This window comes from Candidatus Cloacimonas sp. (genome assembly GCA_035403355.1).
In the GTDB taxonomy this organism is placed as follows: Bacteria; Cloacimonadota; Cloacimonadia; order Cloacimonadales; family Cloacimonadaceae; genus Cloacimonas.
This window is the reverse complement of sequence record DAONFA010000001.1, coordinates 66,542-85,315: the sequence shown is the minus strand read 5'-3', so window position 1 is coordinate 85,315 and position 18,774 is coordinate 66,542. Positions and strand designations below refer to the sequence as shown.

At 39.4% G+C, this 18,774-nt stretch carries 16 protein-coding genes; 12 read left to right on the top strand and 4 right to left on the bottom strand.

Going from position 1 to position 18,774, the window contains the following annotated elements; translation table 11 throughout:
- The first annotated feature begins 93 nt into the window (after positions 1-93).
- Positions 94-1,722 carry a chaperonin GroEL gene (gene groL, locus PLE33_00300; protein HPS59687.1) on the top strand — a complete coding sequence of 543 codons (1,629 nt, stop codon included), beginning with the start codon at positions 94-96 and terminating at the stop codon, positions 1,720-1,722.
- Positions 1,723-1,778: 56 nt separating this feature from the next.
- On the opposite strand, the gene PLE33_00295 is transcribed toward groL, so the two are convergent.
- On the bottom strand, positions 1,779-1,934 hold the full coding sequence (locus PLE33_00295; GenBank protein ID HPS59686.1) for a hypothetical protein: 156 nt from the start codon (positions 1,932-1,934) through the stop codon (positions 1,779-1,781).
- A gap of 385 nt (positions 1,935-2,319) precedes the next feature.
- Between PLE33_00295 and eno the strand changes: the two genes are divergently transcribed.
- Positions 2,320-3,594, top strand: a complete 1,275-nt coding sequence (gene eno, locus PLE33_00290; protein ID HPS59685.1) for a phosphopyruvate hydratase — start codon at positions 2,320-2,322, stop codon at positions 3,592-3,594.
- A 200-nt stretch (positions 3,595-3,794) separates the two neighbouring features.
- Positions 3,795-6,572, top strand: coding sequence for a T9SS type A sorting domain-containing protein (locus tag PLE33_00285; GenBank protein HPS59684.1), 2,778 nt, complete (start codon positions 3,795-3,797; stop codon positions 6,570-6,572).
- A 146-nt stretch (positions 6,573-6,718) separates the two neighbouring features.
- Here PLE33_00285 and PLE33_00280 read toward each other — a convergent pair whose 3' ends face one another.
- Complete coding sequence (locus PLE33_00280; protein ID HPS59683.1) at positions 6,719-7,660, bottom strand: SPFH domain-containing protein; 942 nt, start codon at positions 7,658-7,660, stop codon at positions 6,719-6,721.
- A gap of 430 nt (positions 7,661-8,090) precedes the next feature.
- Here PLE33_00280 and PLE33_00275 point away from each other — a divergent pair, with 430 nt between their 5' ends.
- The 3 genes from PLE33_00275 (at position 8,091) to PLE33_00265 (ending at position 9,810) form a co-directional block, all read left to right on the top strand.
- A complete protein-coding gene (locus tag PLE33_00275; protein ID HPS59682.1) occupies positions 8,091-8,282 on the top strand; it encodes a hypothetical protein in 192 nt (63 codons plus the stop codon).
- 4 nt (positions 8,283-8,286) lie between these two features.
- On the top strand, positions 8,287-8,625 hold the full coding sequence (locus PLE33_00270; GenBank protein ID HPS59681.1) for a hypothetical protein: 339 nt from the start codon (positions 8,287-8,289) through the stop codon (positions 8,623-8,625).
- 537 nt (positions 8,626-9,162) lie between these two features.
- Positions 9,163-9,810, top strand: coding sequence for a DUF975 family protein (locus PLE33_00265; protein HPS59680.1), 648 nt, complete (start codon positions 9,163-9,165; stop codon positions 9,808-9,810).
- A 230-nt stretch (positions 9,811-10,040) separates the two neighbouring features.
- Here the strand turns inward: PLE33_00265 and PLE33_00260 are convergent, their stop codons facing one another.
- Positions 10,041-11,456 carry an MFS transporter gene (locus tag PLE33_00260; GenBank protein ID HPS59679.1) on the bottom strand — a complete coding sequence of 472 codons (1,416 nt, stop codon included), beginning with the start codon at positions 11,454-11,456 and terminating at the stop codon, positions 10,041-10,043.
- Positions 11,449-11,682, bottom strand: coding sequence for a hypothetical protein (locus tag PLE33_00255; GenBank protein HPS59678.1), 234 nt, complete (start codon positions 11,680-11,682; stop codon positions 11,449-11,451). The genes PLE33_00260 and PLE33_00255 overlap by 8 nt, the downstream gene beginning before the upstream one ends.
- Before the next feature lie 96 nt (positions 11,683-11,778).
- On the opposite strand from PLE33_00255, the gene PLE33_00250 reads away from it, so the two are divergent.
- From PLE33_00250 to PLE33_00225, 6 genes are all read left to right on the top strand, one after another.
- On the top strand, positions 11,779-12,978 hold the full coding sequence (locus PLE33_00250) for a ribonuclease H-like domain-containing protein (protein HPS59677.1): 1,200 nt from the start codon (positions 11,779-11,781) through the stop codon (positions 12,976-12,978).
- Entirely contained in the window at positions 12,979-14,004 is a 1,026-nt protein-coding gene (locus PLE33_00245) for a beta-eliminating lyase-related protein (protein HPS59676.1), read from the top strand.
- 113 nt (positions 14,005-14,117) lie between these two features.
- The gene (gene wrbA, locus PLE33_00240) at positions 14,118-14,726 is read left to right on the top strand and encodes an NAD(P)H:quinone oxidoreductase (protein ID HPS59675.1); all 609 of its coding nucleotides are present in this window, start codon (positions 14,118-14,120) and stop codon (positions 14,724-14,726) included.
- A 693-nt stretch (positions 14,727-15,419) separates the two neighbouring features.
- On the top strand, positions 15,420-16,202 hold the full coding sequence (tpiA, locus tag PLE33_00235) for a triose-phosphate isomerase (protein ID HPS59674.1): 783 nt from the start codon (positions 15,420-15,422) through the stop codon (positions 16,200-16,202).
- Positions 16,196-17,455, top strand: a complete 1,260-nt coding sequence (gene serS / locus PLE33_00230; GenBank protein HPS59673.1) for a serine--tRNA ligase — start codon at positions 16,196-16,198, stop codon at positions 17,453-17,455. The genes tpiA and serS overlap by 7 nt, the downstream gene beginning before the upstream one ends.
- Before the next feature lie 71 nt (positions 17,456-17,526).
- On the top strand, positions 17,527-18,714 hold the full coding sequence (locus PLE33_00225) for a Wzz/FepE/Etk N-terminal domain-containing protein (GenBank protein ID HPS59672.1): 1,188 nt from the start codon (positions 17,527-17,529) through the stop codon (positions 18,712-18,714).
- Positions 18,715-18,774: the final 60 nt, after the last annotated feature.

Genomic DNA, 18,774 nt, shown 5'->3' with positions numbered 1-18,774 from the left:
GACAGAATTTCGGCTATAATAATATTAGCACTCATAAGTATTGACTGCTAAGAAACCAAAATTAAAATACTGATCTTATGGAGGAAAAACAAGATGGCAAAACAAATGCAGTATGCACATGAAGCCCGCACAAGTTTAAAAAGCGGAGTGGATAAACTGGCTGATGCCGTAAAAGTTACCCTTGGTCCTAAGGGTAGAAATGTTGTATTAGACAAAAAATTTGGCTCTCCCATAATCACCAACGACGGTGTAACCATCGCCAAAGAAATTGAGCTGGAAGGTGAATACGAAAATATGGGCGCTCAGCTCTGTAAAGAAGTTGCAGAAAAAACCCATGACACAGCTGGCGACGGAACTACTACAGCTACAATTTTAGCTCAGGCAATTATTGAAGAGGGTTTGAAACATGTAACCGCCGGCGTTAATCCAATGTATCTGAAACGCGGTTTGGAAAAGGCAACGAGAGTTGTAGTGGATAAGATTAAGGAATTCAGCAAGGAAATTAAAAGCAGTGAAGAAATTGCTCAAATTGCTGCTATTTCCGCTAATAACGATTCGGAAATCGGAGCTCTGATTGCAGAAGCTATGGATAGCGTTGGCAGAGAAGGGATCATCAATATTGAAGAAGCAAAATCCATTGATACCGGAATGGAAAAAGTGGAAGGAATGCAATTTGACCGGGGTTATATTTCACCCTATTTTGTAACTAATGCGGAAAAGATGATTTCAGAACTGGAAGAATCTTTTATTTTGCTTTACGACAAAAAGATAAGCGCCCTGAAAGAATTGCTTCCTATTCTGCAGGAAGTTTCCCAAACCGGACGCCCTCTGCTTATAATCGCAGAAGATATTGAAGGCGAAGCTCTGGCTACATTAGTAGTAAATAAATTGCGCGGAATTCTAAATGTAGTTGCCGTTAAAGCTCCCGGTTTTGGCGATCGCCGCAAAGCAATGCTGGAAGATATTGCAATTCTTACAGGAGCCACTTTAATTTCCGAAGAAATGGGACGCAAACTGGATAGCGCCACAATGAGCGATCTGGGACGCGCCAAAAAGATAATCGTAGATAAAGAAAACACTACTATTCGTGAAGGAGCTGGTGATCCGGAAGCAGTTGAGGGAAGAATTAAACAGATTAGAGCACAAGTTGAAGAGACCACTTCCGATTACGATAAAGAAAAACTGCAAGAACGCCTTGCTAAACTTTCCAGCGGAGTTGCCGTCCTCAGAATCGGGGCCGCTACCGAAACCGAAATGAAAGAAAAGAAAGCCCGCGTGGATGATGCTCTGCATGCTACTCGCGCCGCAGTGGAAGAAGGAATTGTTCCCGGTGGTGGAGTTACCCTTATTCAAGCTGCAAAAGCTCTCAAACAGCTGAAGGGCTTAGCTTTTGAAGAAAAAATGGCTGTGGATATTATGGCTAAAGCACTGGAAAAACCGGCATATCAAATTGCCGCCAACGCCGGTGAAGAAGGCGCCGTGGTTGTTGAAAAACTGAAGAACTTCCGCGATATTCATATGGGATTCAATGCTGCTAACGGACAATTTGAAGACCTCTTCAAAGCCGGTATTATTGACCCTGCCAAGGTCGTTCGCTCAGCTATCCAAAATGCTGCTTCCATTGCTGGCTTGATGCTGACTACGGAATGCATTATTACGGATATTAAAGAACCCGAACCCCCAATGCCGATGCCCAATCCTAATATGGGCGATATGTATTAATCCGATTATAACTTATATACAGAAAAAGACCTTTCCCTCACCGGAAGGGTCTTTTTTTATTTAGTAGCGAAGCGGCAGCGAAAATAAGTATAACGCCCAATAAACATCGTAGCTAAAAAATCGTTATAGAAATCCAAAAGAGCAGAGGAAGAATGCCAGGATTGTTTATGTTCAGAGCTCTTTATAACATTGTGAAATAAAATTATAACCATCTATAAACAAAGAGGATATAGAGCTTGTGTTGCATATTTGGCAATTTATGCAACACAAACTGGTTTGTGTATATTCTATTCCACACAAGCTCTGTAGGTAATTATTTTACAGGTGGTTAAAGTAAAACTCGGAGTAAATAACATAAATATAGAAAAATAGTTGAGAGGGTAAAAGCAGAGAGCAGAGGGCGAAGAGTTGAGGGCTTTTGTCACTTACGATTAATAACTGCATAGATAAAAATCAATAAAATCTGCGTAATCTGCGTAATCTGCGTAATCTGCGTAATCTGCGTGAAATAAATCATCCCTTGTTCTGCCTTTTCAGATTTTCCTTGCCAAAAAACCTCATTCGTTATATAAGGAAAAAAACCAATAGGAGGATAAAATGTCTGACATACTTTACATTATCGGACGCGAAATTTTGGATTCCCGGGGAAATCCAACTGTGGAAGCAGAAGTCCAATTAGATAGTGATCTTATTGTAAGAGCGGCAGTTCCCAGCGGTGCTTCCACTGGTGAACGCGAAGCTATAGAACTTCGTGATAACGATAAAAAACGCTATGGAGGCAAAGGAGTTCTGAAGGCAGTAGCCAATATTGATAATATTATCGCTGATAAGTTATTAGGAATGGATTCTCTGATGCAGGGTAGCATTGATAAGATGATGATTGCTCTGGATGGAACACCCAATAAAGCCAAACTTGGTGCTAATGCCATTTTAGCGGTTTCTATGGCTGTTGCCAGAGGTTCTGCTATGGAGCTGAATATGCCTTTATATCGTTATTTGGGAGGTGTTAATGCCAATACCCTTCCTGTGCCGATGAGTAATATTCTCAATGGTGGAGCGCATGCCGATAATAATGTTGATATTCAAGAATTTATGGTTATGCCTTTAGGGGCAAAAAGTTTTAAGCAGGCGTTACAAATGAATGCTGAGGTTTTTCATTCTCTCAAAGCAATTCTCAAAAAACGCGGTTTAGTAACTTCCGTTGGTGATGAAGGTGGTTTTGCCCCCAATCTGGCATCAAACGAAGAAGCATTTATCGTAATTGTAGAGGCAATTAAGACAGCAGGTTATATTCCTGGAAAAGATATTTACCTGGCTATTGATGCCGCTGCCAGCAGTTTCTTTAAAGATGGAAAGTATTTGTTTGAAGGAAAGAAAGTTAACAGCGACGCGATGATTAAATATTACGAAAGTATGATTGCTAAATATCCTATTTGCTCTATTGAAGATGGCTTGGCAGAAAACGACTGGAGCGGATGGAAAAAAATGAATGCCAAACTGGGTAATAAAATTCAGATTGTTGGCGATGATGTTTTCGTTACTAATCCCGAAATTATTGCCAAAGGCATTAAAGATAACATAGCCAATAGCGTTTTGATTAAACTAAATCAAATCGGAACCGTTACCGAGACCATTGATGCCATAAATATGGCTCATAAAGCTGGCTGGACAACAGTTGTAAGCCATCGTAGCGGCGAAACAGGAGATACTTTTATTGCCGATTTGGCAGTTGCCTTAAATACCGGACAAATTAAAACCGGTTCGCTTTCCCGTAGTGAACGAATGGAAAAATATAATCAGCTGCTCCGCATTGAAGAAGATTTATATGATGCTGCTTATTTCCCCGGAAAATCAGTAATAAAGCAACTTTGATAGTAAACCCGTCAATCTAATAAACAGGAGCCGCTTTAAACAGCGGCTTCTTTTTTAGCTAACTTATCTGCTATACTCTCAATTTCCCTGAACACCTGCAATAATTGATGTATCTATTTATTTAACAGATAAATATATGCTGCTTCTGGAATAAATAGTGCTTCCTTAAAAATAAAGATTATATGTATCAGGAGGATACAATGAAAAAGTATTGTTTATTCATTCTGATAGCGCTTAGTGTTGCTTTTCTTTTGGCAGAGCTTGGTCCGGTAAATAGTATGGGCGATAGTTTTTTTGCCGGTAAGCTTGGTTGTTATGCAAAAAGCGATACCTTGGCTTATGTATTAGCCCGGCGGTCGGAAAATAACAATTTGTATTATCATCTTCTTTTCCAAATCAGTTATGATGGAGGTCAAACCTGGCAAAGCAGTATTGTAGATAGTTCTTTGTTTCACTATACGGAACCGACTTTATTTTACAGTCCGGAAGAAATAATTGTCAGCTGGAATAATCACGAAGAGCATATCAGCCAATATGCTCAAAGTTCTAATTCGGGCAATTCCTGGAGTATTTCCCAAAACTGGAATACTTTTGAAAGCAGTCCTTATATAGAGAAATATAACGGACTTTTGAGACAGTTTGCCTTAAAAGTTCCCTATCCGCAATGGGATCAGGAACAGTATTTGCAGCCGGAGGAGCCGGAACACTTTAAACCAGTGCATATTTATTACAAAGATTTCTTAAGTCCGAATCAAACTAATACCTATTTTTACGGATTTGCAGATGTTCAGGGTGTCGTTCGTTGTAATTCAGATATAAATATCAAACAAGCAGGTGGAGGAACAAATAATGGTTGGCCAACTTTCCACGAGCCGGTGATTATTTCAGGTAATGTTAACAGTGTTCCAACAGCATTTCCTTTAGATTCTGTATTTCAAGGGGGTTTAATAGAAAATGCCCCTCCTTTGGAGTTTTCCAATTTCTCGTTTGCCAGGGAGAATTATCTATGGGTAGGTCCTGCTGATTATGATCCCAATCGTATTTTACTGGTAGATGTCCAGGGAGATAACTGCATTGCTTATGTAGGACAAATTACACTTCCACATCGCACCTTTACAGATGTCTGGACAAATTATCCCGTAGGTATTGAAGAACCACCATTGTTTACTAATCATTTTACGATTTGTGATACTATCTGGATTCCAAATGCTACCTTTGGGCATTGTAATAACAGGGGGTTTTTTGTAAATTCCAAACTTTGGATCAAAGGAACTTTCAGCGGTCATCAAGTTTGGTGTGCTACAGATACAATAATGATTATTGGTGAGATTTTATTAAGTGGAACAGTTCCGGGAGAATCACCTGAAAATAATCCTAACGATTCCGTTAAGCTTGTTTCAGAAAAATGTGTTCTCCTCAAATACGGTTATGTTGATCCTGTAACGAATGAACGAATTCATCCCAATTGCTTTCCTGATGCTAATCCCGGTAATTATTACGCCGATATTTATGCTTTAGCAGAAGAACCGGATAATCCCCTGAAGGAAGGTGTTTTCAGTTTTGAATATCAGCATCCGCATCCCTCAATGCCCGATGTGTTAATTGGGGATTCTCTTTATACCTGGATTGATTTACATCGCTATTATTATCCTCAGACCTCTGCAAATCCCTGGCTTCCTCTATTAGATTTACCCTGGTATAATCCCCTTTGGCCAGAAGCTCATCCTTATTTGGAAAGGGGTACTATTCAAGTTTGGGGTGCCATCAATCAAATCCGTTATGGGTTTTTACACAGGGCTTTATATGATTATGAAATTCCTTCAGGTGGTTTATGGAATCCCGATAATGACTTTTGCGGAGGAAATTCTTCTGTTTCTTATACTGATTCTCCAACAGGTATTTATTTAGGCGCCCAAGATTATCCAGGTGTATTAGGACCAAGTATTGGTTATAAAAAGATTCAGCACGCAGATAATCGTTTCGGCTGGGGTTTTGAAGACCCTAATCACCCGGTTTTTTATCCCTGGAAACTGGGAATTTCAGTAGGCGATTGGTCCACAACAGAAAATTTAAATGGTTTTGCAGAAGTTGATTGTGTCCCGCAATATAAACCAATTCACAGTAAATGTTTTGTCCGTAAAGGAGATAAAGCATATTTTGCTACCAATGATGTTCTTGCTGCCCGGACAGGAGATTTACCCTCAATTGAGAATTTAACCTTGCTGACGAAAGACCAGGGCAATATTTCCGGCTTGCATATCCTGGCAGATAATGCTCTGCTGATTCATCAGGAAAAAGAAACAAACGGCAGCAGGGAACTGAAAATAAATGTTTTTACCGATGAAAACTATGTTGTTATCAATTCTCTATCTTTACCTGTCTTTTCGGCTATGAATGATGTTGCTGTTTTGGAAAACGGAGATATTCTTCTTGCTACTCTGGAATCCAATAGGACAATTAACCTTCGGAAGTTAAACAATGACGGCACATTAACTCCTGTAGAGACCTGGCAACTGGATTTTCTGGAACCTCAAATTCACTCTCAAAGTAAGCTTTGTTTACAACCTCGTCAGCAGAACACTTTGGAAGTAACTTTTATGCTGTTTACGGAAGGAGAAAATGAAGAACCGGATTATTATCAACTCTACCGCGGGGTCGCTTCCCTGCCTGTTGCTATTGATGATCCCTATATTCCTGCAATTGAGACAGCTATGTTTAATGCTTATCCTAATCCTATGCACAGTAATTTGCTGTTGCAAGTGAAGGTTCCCCGTTCCAATAAGCATAAAATTGAAATCTATAACCTTAAAGGACAAAAAGTTACTACTTTCAGAGGCAATTCTGCAAAAAATGAAGTTGTAGAATATAATTGGAATGGCTGTGATGCAAAAGGTAAAAATGTAGCCGCAGGCATTTATTTTGCCCGCCTTTGTATTAACGGTAAGGTTCTCCAGATCAAAAGAATATGTAAATATTAATCTTACCCGGCAGGTTTACTCCTCTCCTCCATTTTGTGGCAGGAGTCCTCACTACCAAATGATATGGAATAAAATTGATTGCCTTTTGGGCAGTGACGACTCCTGCTATCCAAAATTATTTCTGCTGGTTAGCTTTTCCTGATAAATCATTTTTGGAAGATGTCTCCCAGGGTTTTCACACTACCTAAAAGAGCAGATGATTCGTAGGGTAAAACAACTGTTTTATCTCCCTGTTTTACAATCTCTTTAAACGCTTCCACATATCTAAGGGCAATTTGAAATTGAGCCGGGTCTGTTTTTGTGTCTTTCACTGCTTCGGCAATTAGTAATATTGCTTTCTTTTCGCTGTCTGCAACCAGTATTTTTGCCTGTGCTTCACCTTCTGCCCGTAAAATCCGGGCTTGCTTTTCTCCGTTGGCAACTCTTATCTGGTATTCGCGTTCCCCGTCTGCCTGTAAAATTTTGGCTCTTTTATCGCGTTCAGCGCGCATTTCTTTTTCCATAGCCGTTCTAATTTCTTCGGGAGGCACAATTTCCTGCATTTCTACGCGGTTAACTTTCACGCCCCATTTATCAGTTGCTTCATCTAAAATATCGCGCAATTTGGCATTGATAGCATCGCGAGAGGTTAAAGTATCCTGCAATGTCAATTCACCAATTACATTTCTCAAGGAGGTCTGAGTTAGTTTTTCAATTGCCTCAGGTAAATTGCCGATTTCATAGACAGCTTTATAGGGGTCTGTAATCTGAAAATAGAGTAAGGCATTGATATTAATGGAAACATTATCGCTGGTAATAACATTCTGCCGCGGAAAATCATACACATTTTCCCTTAAATCAATTCTATCTTCCACTTTATTAACAACTACTACATTCCCGCGATAATCAGTTTTGTTATAACGCCAATGAATCGGACGGGTTTTATCAAATATCGGAATAATGATATGAATTCCGGATTCCAAAGTCCGATAATACCTACCCAAGCGTTCAACAATTACCACGCTTGCCTGACGCACAATAATCATCCCCCTGGAAATAAAAGCCAGGATTAGAATCGCAAACACGATTACTACATATAAATAGGTCATTTCTCTCTCCCTTTTATTTTTTTGCCTTTTATTACGGCTCTGTTTTTTTGGCAAGAGAAATTGTTAAGGATGAGAGGGTGATTTTATAGTTCTTAGTTCGTAGTGCGGGAATGCAAAGTTTTTTTTCGGTGACTGAATAAGAGAACAAAGATAACTGAATTGACTGGATTAAATTGATTTGTTTTTTGCTCGTTATTTTTTATAATTAGCGAAGAACTAAGAACAAATTCGGAATCCTTATTTCTGGCTGCGAAATCTGTGTAATCTGCGGGAAACAATTATTTTTATTTGTGTAATCTGTGATATTTGTGAGCGGTTACATTTTTTTGTCATACTCCCAAAGTTAGGAATTTTTTTATTGACAGAAATCAGCCATAGTAGTTAATGTTTATTATTGAGAATCTCTATAGAGTTTACTCATGGAGGAACAATGAGTATAGCGTATTCAATATTTAACATAGTATTTAAAGCTCTTGGGATTGACAAAAGAATCGCCAAAAAAATTATGAAAGAACCCATAGTTAAATCAGAGGTGGAAAAAATGAAAAAATCTATGTTGAAGATGGAAGACATTATAAAAGAAAGAAAAGCATTACAGAAAGAAAGGGGTCAAATTAAATAAATGTATGAGTTTGACAAGTAAATTAACAGAATTAAATCACAAAAAGGAGCATATTATGGCCAGTTTCAAATTCAAGGGAAGTGATCTGTATACATCATCGAATCACAAAATTGCTTCAATTAAAGGTACGGGTATATATGACGAGCATAACCACAAAGTTGCAACTATAAAAGGTAGTGATATCTACAACGAGCATAACCATAAAGTTGCAACAGTTAAAGGAACTGATATATACGATGAGCATAACAGCAGATTTGCTACAATGAATGATGTCAAGAGATCAATTGATGGTGCTACAGGTGGCACTTCAATAGTCGGCTTATGGCTGTTTTTCGTAAGATAAATTTTAGATAAATACATCAAACATTATCTCTAATCTGGATAACTCCAGAAAAAGAATTCTGTATCTCGACTTCTTCAATTCAAGATCTACAAAAAAGTAATAACAGATTAGAAGGAATAGTGAGATATCCCACAATTGATCAATAACATAAGATAATTGATGTCTTCATGATTAATCAATTCTAAGTGGATGACCCGTAATCAAATGCAAGCAAATGTTTTATGTAACTTACTAAAAAAAACTTGATATTCCAGTATACAAAATCCATTGTGATCAGAATAATATTAGATGCTGTGCAACCTATTCAGCTAGTTTAAGTTGGAAATCCAATCTACAAAAGTCGTGAAATCCATTTGAAAAAATAGTGATATCGCAAACCAGCAAAAACGCAGATTTGAAAAATTGGTGATACAATTTGAAAAAATAAGTAAGAAAGCATAATCAATTCAGCTATCTAATTTGCACTGCAAGCAGAAAATACTTGACAGCAGATAGGGGATAAAAACTAATAATTATAGAGAAAAAAGTGAGGTGATGATGCTAACCTATACTGAAATTCGTTATAATGCCAGAGAGTATTTAAAAGGGAAATGGAATAATCCCTGTGCTTTAATAATTCTTATTATAGCAATTCTTAATGCAGGGCTTTCTGCAATTCCTTTTCTTGGAACGGTTATTTCTCTCCTTATTACAGGACCTATAACATTGGGATTAGCCATTGTATTTTTGAAACTGGTTCGGGGTGAAGAGATTAGTGTGGAACTGGTATTTTCCGGTTTTAAAGATTTCGCCCGTAGTTTTACAGCTGGAGTATTAGTAATTATTTATGTTTTTTTATGGTCTTTACTGCTGATAATTCCTGGAATCGTTGCCTCATTTGCCTATTCAATGACTTTTTTCATAATGGCTGATAATCCCAATCTTTCAGCCAATGATGCAATTAGAGTCAGTAAAGAAATGATGAAAGGTCATAAAGCGGAGCTCTTTTGGTTGGAGCTTTCCTTTTTAGGATGGATTTTACTGGGGTGTTTATCTTTCGGAATTGGTTTTTTGTGGATTTGGAGCTATATTTATACGGCTAAGGCAATTTTCTATCATGAAATTAGAGCAGTAGATAGATCTGAGGTTATAATTGAGACCCCTTATGAAGAACCGACCGTTCCTCCTCCGGACATAGAAGTTTAAACCAAGAGCGGAGCTACAGCGAGCTCCGGCTACAGGAAAACAGACCGTTCCACCTCCTGACATAGAAGTTTAAACCAAGGGCGGAGCTACAGCGAGCTCCGGCTACAGGAAGAACAGACCGTTCCTCCTCCGGACATAGAAGTTTAAACCAAGAGCGGAGCTACAGCGAGCTCCGGCTACAGGAAAAACAGACCGTTTCTTCTCCTGACATAGAAGTTTAAACAGTTCAACTATTTCTTAAGTGACCTATCTGTATTTTTCCGGAAAAGAGAAAGCAACGCCTTAGGCAAGGGGACAGTTCTTTTTTCCACAACAAACAACAAAGGGATAAAACTTAGCCAGCGCATAATTCCTCCGATTCCGAAAATTACCTGTTCCGGCTCCAACAGCTTTTTGCCAATTGTTAAAGGAGAAGGATAAAATATTCCACAGGCAAGGGTAGAAAGCATCATTGCCAATCCTGTGATAGCTCCATAAATTCCGGAATAAACCTGTTCCTTGCCTTTTTCAGCTACCGAAAGAACAAAATTGGTAGTTATAATTCCTGTTCCAGCCCACATAAAACCTGAAATAATTGCCTCCAGCCACAGAATAGAATAATTTCCAGGACTGGTAAACAGCCAGAGCATGGGATTTAATCCACCCAAAGCAATACAGATCTGCATAGCCGTTTTATTGCCGTTTTTATCTATAAAGCGACCCCAAAATTGGTAAGACAAAAGTGAAGATAACACACTTATAGTATTGTAGATTTGGATTTCAAACATACTCATAGAGAGTTTCTTCATCATAAAAGGTCCCCAAAAAGGACTGCCAACGCCAATTGCTAACATCCACCAGATTCCAAAAACAGACAGCAGACGGAAGTTTTTATCTTTCACAGGGGCAAAATAACGCTCCCGTAAACGCTGTTCCTGAACAGAAGGCAAAGGACTTTCCGGTTGACGGTTCAGAAAATATAAGCCAATTAAACCAATAAGCGAAGCAAAAACATAGACCCCGGCTAAAAACCAGGGTTGATTTTGCGGCAGGAAGAATTTTTCCGCTCCCCAGAAGTGGATGTAACCAAGTTTGAATGCACCTTTGGCTGATTCAAAAAGGTCTATATGAAAACTGACGAGGTAGCTAACTATCAAACCAATTCCAACCAAAATTTGATTGCGTCTGGAGAAAAAGCGTCCTCGCAGGGAAAGAGGAATCAAATCGCTAATCCAGGCAATCCAAATATTTGCACCCAAAGATTGTAAACCGGCACTGAAAAACAGCAGTATAAGCACAAACCAGATACCGTGTAGCGTATTATTAAAAAGCAAAGACAGCCCTAAAAAGATGGTTAAAAATCGCCCGACAGCAGTTATTATTATACAGGTAGATTTATGTTCCTTCAGTTTATGCGTAACAGCTACTCCCAAAGGTTGCCAAATTGCAGAGACCTGACCTATAGCACTTAGCAAACTGTAATGCATTGGCGAAGCGTCTAAAATCACCATCAGTTTTACAATGAAGGAAGAACCGATAGCAGAAAGATTTCCGTATATCTGAGCAAAAATACCTTCCGTTATGGAGGTTTTAAAACTGGTTCTAAGACGACTATTTTTCTGCTTTTTCTTTTTGTTATGCATCTGCTTTGTTCCTTTATTATTCATTATCTTGGAAGGGCTGTTCTTGTCCAGAGATTTTCAGCAGACCGAGGGCTGAGGGCTGAGGGCTGAGGGCTGAGGGCTGAGGGCAGAGGGCTGAGGGCTGAGGGCAGAGGGCTGAGGGCTGAGAGCTGAGAGCGGAGGGCTGAGGGCTGAGGGCAGAGAGCGGAGGGCTGAGGGCTGAGGGCTGAGAGCTGAGGGCTGAGAGCTGAGGGCTGAGGGATTTATCCAATCCTCAAGACCTCATAGACCTCAAGACCTCTCGCCCTCAAGACCTCTTGACAAAACTACCTCTTTATACTTCCTGGTTTTTTTAAGAGGAAAAATTATGATACAGGATATGAATCAGGATAGAGAGTTTTTCGCCTCAGAACTGAAAGAATTATTACGAGAAACATTAAAACATTCCATAGAAGGTGAATTTTCCGCTCACCCGGAAGACCCCTATTTCTACACAAAAAAAGCATATCCTCTGCAAACAGAAATTGAGGGATTGTCTCTTTATCCTGAAATCCTGCCGGAAGTTCTTCTCAATTGGGCAAATTTGGATAAAAGCAAAGAACGGACAAAAGAGGACATCCTTTTTCTGGATTTGGAGACCACCGGATTACGCAGTAACGGCATTTTTGCTTTTATGATTGGTTTGGGTTATTATATAAATGAGAGCTTTATAGTGGAGCAGGTTTTTTTACCTGATCCTGAAGCAGAGGTAAATTCTTTTGATCGCTTGATAGAACTGATAGACGAAAAGTCCTTGCTGATAACTTTTAACGGTAAGACCTTTGATGTTCCTGTGTTGGAATCTCGTTTGCTGTATCATCAAATTTGGCTTAATTTAAGGGCAATGGAGCATCTGGATTTACTTCATCTTGCCCGGCGTTTATGGAAAAACAAGCTTCCTTCCTGTGCCCTGGAAACCATAGAATTTTACATTCTGGGTCAAATTAGAGACAAAGAACTGGATATTGAAGGAGGTGAAATTCCGCAGACCTATTTCAGTTTTTTGTTAAATGGCAATCCTGAGCTTATGCAAAGGGTTTTTTTACATAATCACACGGACATTTTGCATACGGCTGCTCTTTTTACTCTTATTTGTAACAGTATCAGTTACCCTCCCCCAGGGGGAATGGACAATCGGATTGATTATCATTCCTTGGCAATGTTGTATCAAAGCCAGAATCGGATAGACATTGCTAAAAACATTTTAGTAGATATGCTTTCGCTTGGAATTGTGGATAAAGATGTGCTGCGTGACCTGGGCATTATTTATAAAAAGGAAAAGGACATTGATTCCGCTTATGAGTGTTTTAATATTGCTGCTTCTTTAAATTGTCCTGTTTCCCTGCAGGAGGTCTGTATCATTCTGGAAAAATATTATCACCGCTATGGAGAAGCCCTTGTTAATGCCGAAAAATTAAAGTCCTACTTAATTAGCCGTCCAATCGTTAATGACCAAAAAGTAGCTGCTGTAGATAAACGCATTGAACGACTTAAGCTTAAGCTAAATAAGATAAATGAGGTAATATAAATGAATTCAGTTAGTTTTGGCTCAGATAATCACAGCGGAATACATCCCCAGGTTTTAGCAGCTATCTTAAATGCTAACGAGGGCTTTTGTCCGGCTTATGGAGATGATCCGCTAACTATAAAGGTTTTAGAACAAATTAAAGAACTTTTCGGAGGAAATTGTGATGCCTGGTTTGTAATTACTGGAACAGGTGCTAATATATTATGTTTGCAGGCAATTATGCATTCCTATAATGCCATTTTTTGTGCCCAAAGCGCTCATATCAATACTGACGAATGCGGTGCCGTGCAAAAATTTACCCAGGGTCGGTTAAAACCAATTGAAACCCCGGATGGCAAACTCACTCCAAAACTTATTGCTCCACATCTCTTAGGAAATCGTGATCAACATCATTCCCAGGCAAAGATTATTTCCATTTCGCAAAGCACAGAATTTGGAACTTTATACACCTTGCAGGAATTGCAGGAATTAGCTGATTTTGCTCATCAAAATGATATGTTTTTGCATATTGACGGTGCGCGTTTGGCTAATGCCGCAGCGGCTTTAAAATGTTCCTTAAAAGAAATGACCAAAGATATTGCTGCGGATATTGTAAGTTTTGGAGGCACCAAAAATGGTTTACTTTGTGGCGAGGCAATCATCAGTTTTCGTCCTGACCTAACTTCCGCAATGCGTTTTTATCGGAAGCAGGCAAGCCAGCTTTTAAGCAAAATGCGTTTTATTTCAGCTCAGTATCAGGCGTATCTGACAGACGATTTATATCTAAAAAATGCTATGGCTGCAAATGCAATGGCAAAATTATTGGCAGAGCGTTTGCAAAAAATTCCGGAAATAACTATTACTCAGGAAGTTGCTGTTAATTCTCTGTTTGTAGTTTTGCCCCGGCAGATAATAGAACCCCTGCAACAAAAATATCATTTTTACACTTGGAATGAGGAAAAAAACGAAGTCCGCCTGATGTGCAGTTTTAACACAACGGAAAAGCATATAGAGAATTTTATTTTAGACCTCAAAGCCCTGCTATAACTTCGCCCAAAGCCCCTTAGCGCTAAATAATCCCCGTCACAATTCCTGAACTTGCCAAAGGCAACTTTTCAGTTAATATATCCATAAAGCTAAAGAATAAGGAGTTTACAAAGATGAAAGTATTAGTCCTCTTTTACTCTGCCTACGGACACATCTACAAAATGGCGGAAGCGGTTGCAGAAGGTGCCAGAAAGGTAGAAGGAATGGAAGTGGAAATAAAACAGGTTCCGGAAACGCTGAGTTCTGATATTCTGCATAAAATCGGTGCTGCAGAAGCAAGAAAAGCATTTGCTCACATCCCGGTTGCCGAAATTGGCGATTTAACCACGGCGGATGCCATTATTTTCGGTTTTCCCACGCGTTTTGGCAGTTTGCCTTCACAAATGAAAACCTTTATTGATGGAACCGGTTCTTTATGGGTTAAAGGTGCGTTAACAGGTAAAATCGGCAGTGTTTTTACCTCCACTTCGGCTCAGCATGGCGGGCAGGAATCCACCATTTTGGGTTTTTATCCCGTTCTTCTGCATCACGGTATGTTGATTACAGGTCTGCCCTATTCTTTTCAGGGTCAGGGAACTATGGATGAGATTTCCGGTGGAACACCTTATGGCGCTTCCACAATTGTTGGAGATGGCAGCAGAATGCCTTCGGAAAACGAATTGGAAGGTGCACGGTATCAGGGTTGGTATGTGGCTTCCCTGGTGGCAAAAATGCATAAATAGAAGCTTGATAACTATTTTATAATGCGAGGTATCTGTTTAAGTGGCAGATACCTCGCTTATTTTGTTGCTTACATAAAAATAAGAATAACTTTTTTTTGGCTCCTGTTTGTTCCGGTTAATGCCTATTTCTTGTTTGATTACCATAACCGCTATATTTATCAATACAATCCCATAACTTTCCCGTATCACGATACGGGAACGATATGGGAACGATACGGGAATGATATGAGAAATGGTAAGGAATAGTGTGGTGTCCTAAAAAAGGAAAAAAGGGGGGTTGACCGGGAGGTCAACCCTCCGGTATTTGACAGTAGAACGACATTTCCGTCGTTCTATTTACAAATAAAGTATTTCCTTATCGCTAACTTTTTTGTGATGAAATAAATTTCAAAGAGTGGTTGACCAGGAGGTCAACCCTCCGGGATTTGACAGTAGAACGGCATTTCTGTCGTTCTATTTACAAATAAAGTATTTCCTTATCGCTAACTCTTTTGTGATGAAATAAATTTCAAAGGGCGGTTGACCAGGAGGTCAACCCTCCGGGATTTACTCCTCTCCAGTTGCAATATCTTTTTTGCCGATGTTTTTCTATCAAATCGGAAGTAGAAGTCCCGGCTAAAAGAAAAATACTTGACCTAATATGCAAAGTAAAATTTGAGTGATATAAAAGATTGAAAGAAGTGAGGTATGCTAATGCGGAAGATATATATTGCAGGTAACTGGAAGATGAATAAAGGATTACAGGAAACAAAGGATTATTTGCAAATTGTAGTTCCAGCGTTAAAAGAGCTGGAGTTAAATAATGTAATTCCTTTAATTGCACCCGCTTATCCCTTTCTAAATGAGGCATTGAAGGGCTCTTTCGGTTCCTGTATGCAGGTTGCCGCTCAGGATGTTTCCGTTTATTCTAACGGAGCTTATACCGGAGAGGTTTCAGCATCAATGTTGGCATCGTTGGGTTTGAAATATTGTATTGTAGGGCATTCTGAACGCCGTCAATACCATAATGAGACAGATGTCACCGTAAATGCTAAAATATTAAAACTTTTTGCCAGCCAAATCACTCCCCTGGTTTGCATTGGAGAAACCTTGCAACAGCGGGAAGAAAACAAAACGACGGAAGTTATTTTAAGCCAGCTTACGGGCTGTTTGGCAAACATTAACCTAATTACCGGAAAAGAAATAGTGTTAGCTTATGAACCTGTTTGGGCAATTGGCACCGGTAAAACTGCCAGTCCTTTCCAGGCACAGGAAGTGCATAATTTAATTCGGAACTGGCTGCAAAGTAATTATGGCGAAAAAATTGCAGAAGAACTCTCTATCCTTTACGGCGGAAGCATCAAACCAGGTAACCTGGAGGAACTTTTAGCTTGCCCAGATATTGATGGTGGCTTAATTGGAGGCGCTTCTTTAAAGGAAGAGGATTTTCTGGAAATGGTGAAAATCGGAATGAAAAATAAAGGACAAGAATGTTAGATATTAAATTTATCCGTAATAACATAGAACTCGTTAGACAGGCAATTCGCAATAAAAATGAAAAAGCGGATTTGGATGCTCTGCTGGAAATTGATGAACAAAGACGCGATCTGCAATTTGCCTTTGATAACCTGAAAGCACATCAAAACAGCGTTTCTTCCCTTATTGCCCAGAAGAAAAAAACCGGGGAAAGCATTGAAAATGAACTTCAGGCAATGACCAAAACCGCGGAAGAAATTAAAGCACTCTCCGCTCAATTGAGCATTGTAAACGAAAAACTGGAAAGAATGCTGTTAACTATTCCCAATATTCCCCAAGAAGATGTTCCCGTTGGCAGAGATGAAAGCTCCAACAAGATAGTGAAAGTTTGGGGGGAACCAAAACAGTTTTCCTTTACTCCCAAAGACCATCTGGAACTGGCAATCCAAAATAACCTGCTGGATTTGCCCCGGGGAGCAAAAATTAGCGGTAGCGGTTTTCCAATTTATACAGGTGAGGGGGCTCGTCTGGAACGCTCCATAATCAATTTTATGCTGGAATTTCATCGGCAGAAACATCATTACACTGAATTGATGGTTCCTTTGGCAGTAAACCGAAAAACGATGACCGGAACAGGACAACTGCCTAAACTTGAGGAAGATATGTATCGCATTGAAAAAGATGATTTGTTTCTGATTCCCACTGCCGAAGTTCCCGTAACAAATATTTTTGCGGAGGAAGTGCTTTCCTATAAAGACCTGCCTAAACAATTTGCAGCTTACACTCCCTGCTTTAGAAGAGAAGCAGGTTCCTATGGAAAAGAAACAAGGGGCTTACAACGCCTGCATCAATTCAATAAAGTAGAATTGGTGCATATTACAGAACCGGAAAAATCAGCCGAAGCGCTGGAACAAATACTCTGCGATGCGGAAGATATTTTACAGGCATTCAATTTGCATTATAGAGTGGTAACCCTTTGCACCGGCGATTTATCCTTCGCCTCTCAAAAGACCTACGATTTGGAGGTCTGGGCTCCAGGAACAGGAAAATATTTGGAAGTAAGCTCAATTAGCACTTTTGGTGAATTTCAAGCACGCCGCGCTAATATCCGTTATAAGGATAAAAGCGGAAAAGTTAGATATGTGCATACCTTAAACGGCTCCGGAGTTGCTACTCCGCGTTTGCTGATTGCTATTTTGGAAACATATCAAACAGAAGAGGGAAACATCAATCTGCCTGCCGTGCTGGAACCTTTTCTGCAATTAAAACTATAGTTTAAGAAAACGATGAAATCTTTCTGCGCTATCCTGCAAACAACTATTAAGACCTCACAAGAGGATGGAAAATGAATAAAAACGGATTAGGCCTGCTGGATATTATTCTGGTAATTGCCAAACGCAAATATCTGGTAATAACTATCTGCTGTCTTGTAGCTATTGCTGCTATCATATATTCTCTGCTTGTTCCCCAATATTGGGAATCCAAAGCAACTCTTATGCCTATTGCAGAATCGGGAGGATTAGGTTCCCTGGGAGGAGGCATAATGGATATTTTAGGCAGTGGCATTCTGCAAACAGATAAATTTGATATGGCAGTGGATTTTATTTACATTATGCAAAGCCGCAAATTTCAGGAAGAGGTGGTTAGAAAGTTTAACCTGATACCCTATTATAAAATAGATGAACCCGATACCCTGAAAGCAATGGAACTTGCCGTTAAACAGCTTAGCGAATCTACTATGCAGATTTTTTACGACCAGAAGACATACCTGGTAAATATCATAGCGGAAACCAAAAACAAAGAACTCTCCCGTCAAATCGTGCAATATCATGTGGATTCTTTGAATAAATACATTCTGCACAGTAAAATGAGCAAAGGACGCCAAAAAAGGGAATTTCTGGAAAAACAGGTAAACAATCATTTGCAAACCGTTGATTCCCTTTCTGTATTATTGAGGGATTTTCAGAAGAAAAATCGCTCCATTGATATTACTCAACAAACTCAAGCCCAACTGACACTTTACAGTGAAATTGTGTCCGAATATATGCAAACCGAAATTGAACATTCCCTTGCCCAAAGTCAATACTCTTCAGATTCACCTGCAGTAATTGCTTTAGCCGAAAAAATGCAATTGCTGAAACAAAAAATAAAGAGCTTGGAAAATAGCGGTAGCGATCTGGTGCCCGAATATATCGTCCAAATAGATAAAATACCCGATTTGGCAATGCAATATGCTCAATTGATGCTGAATGTGGAAATTGAAAAAAAGATTATAGAATATCTTTACCCGCAATTTGAACTTGCCAAACTGGAAGAAGTGAAAGACCTGCCTACTTTTGAGGTTTATGATGCCCCTCAGCTGGCAGGTATCAGGTCTAAACCTAAAAGAGCTTTAACCGTTGTATTATCTACTGTGGCTGCCTTTGTTCTATCCTGCGTTCTGGCTTTAATTTTAGAAAGCTTACAGGGGGAGAACAAAGAGAAAATTACAGCCATTAACACTGCTCTATTCCATAAGAAGAAGGTCTCCTGAACACAGCCACTCTCAGCATTCCTTATAATAATATCAGATTAGGACATCTGGTCACAGGGC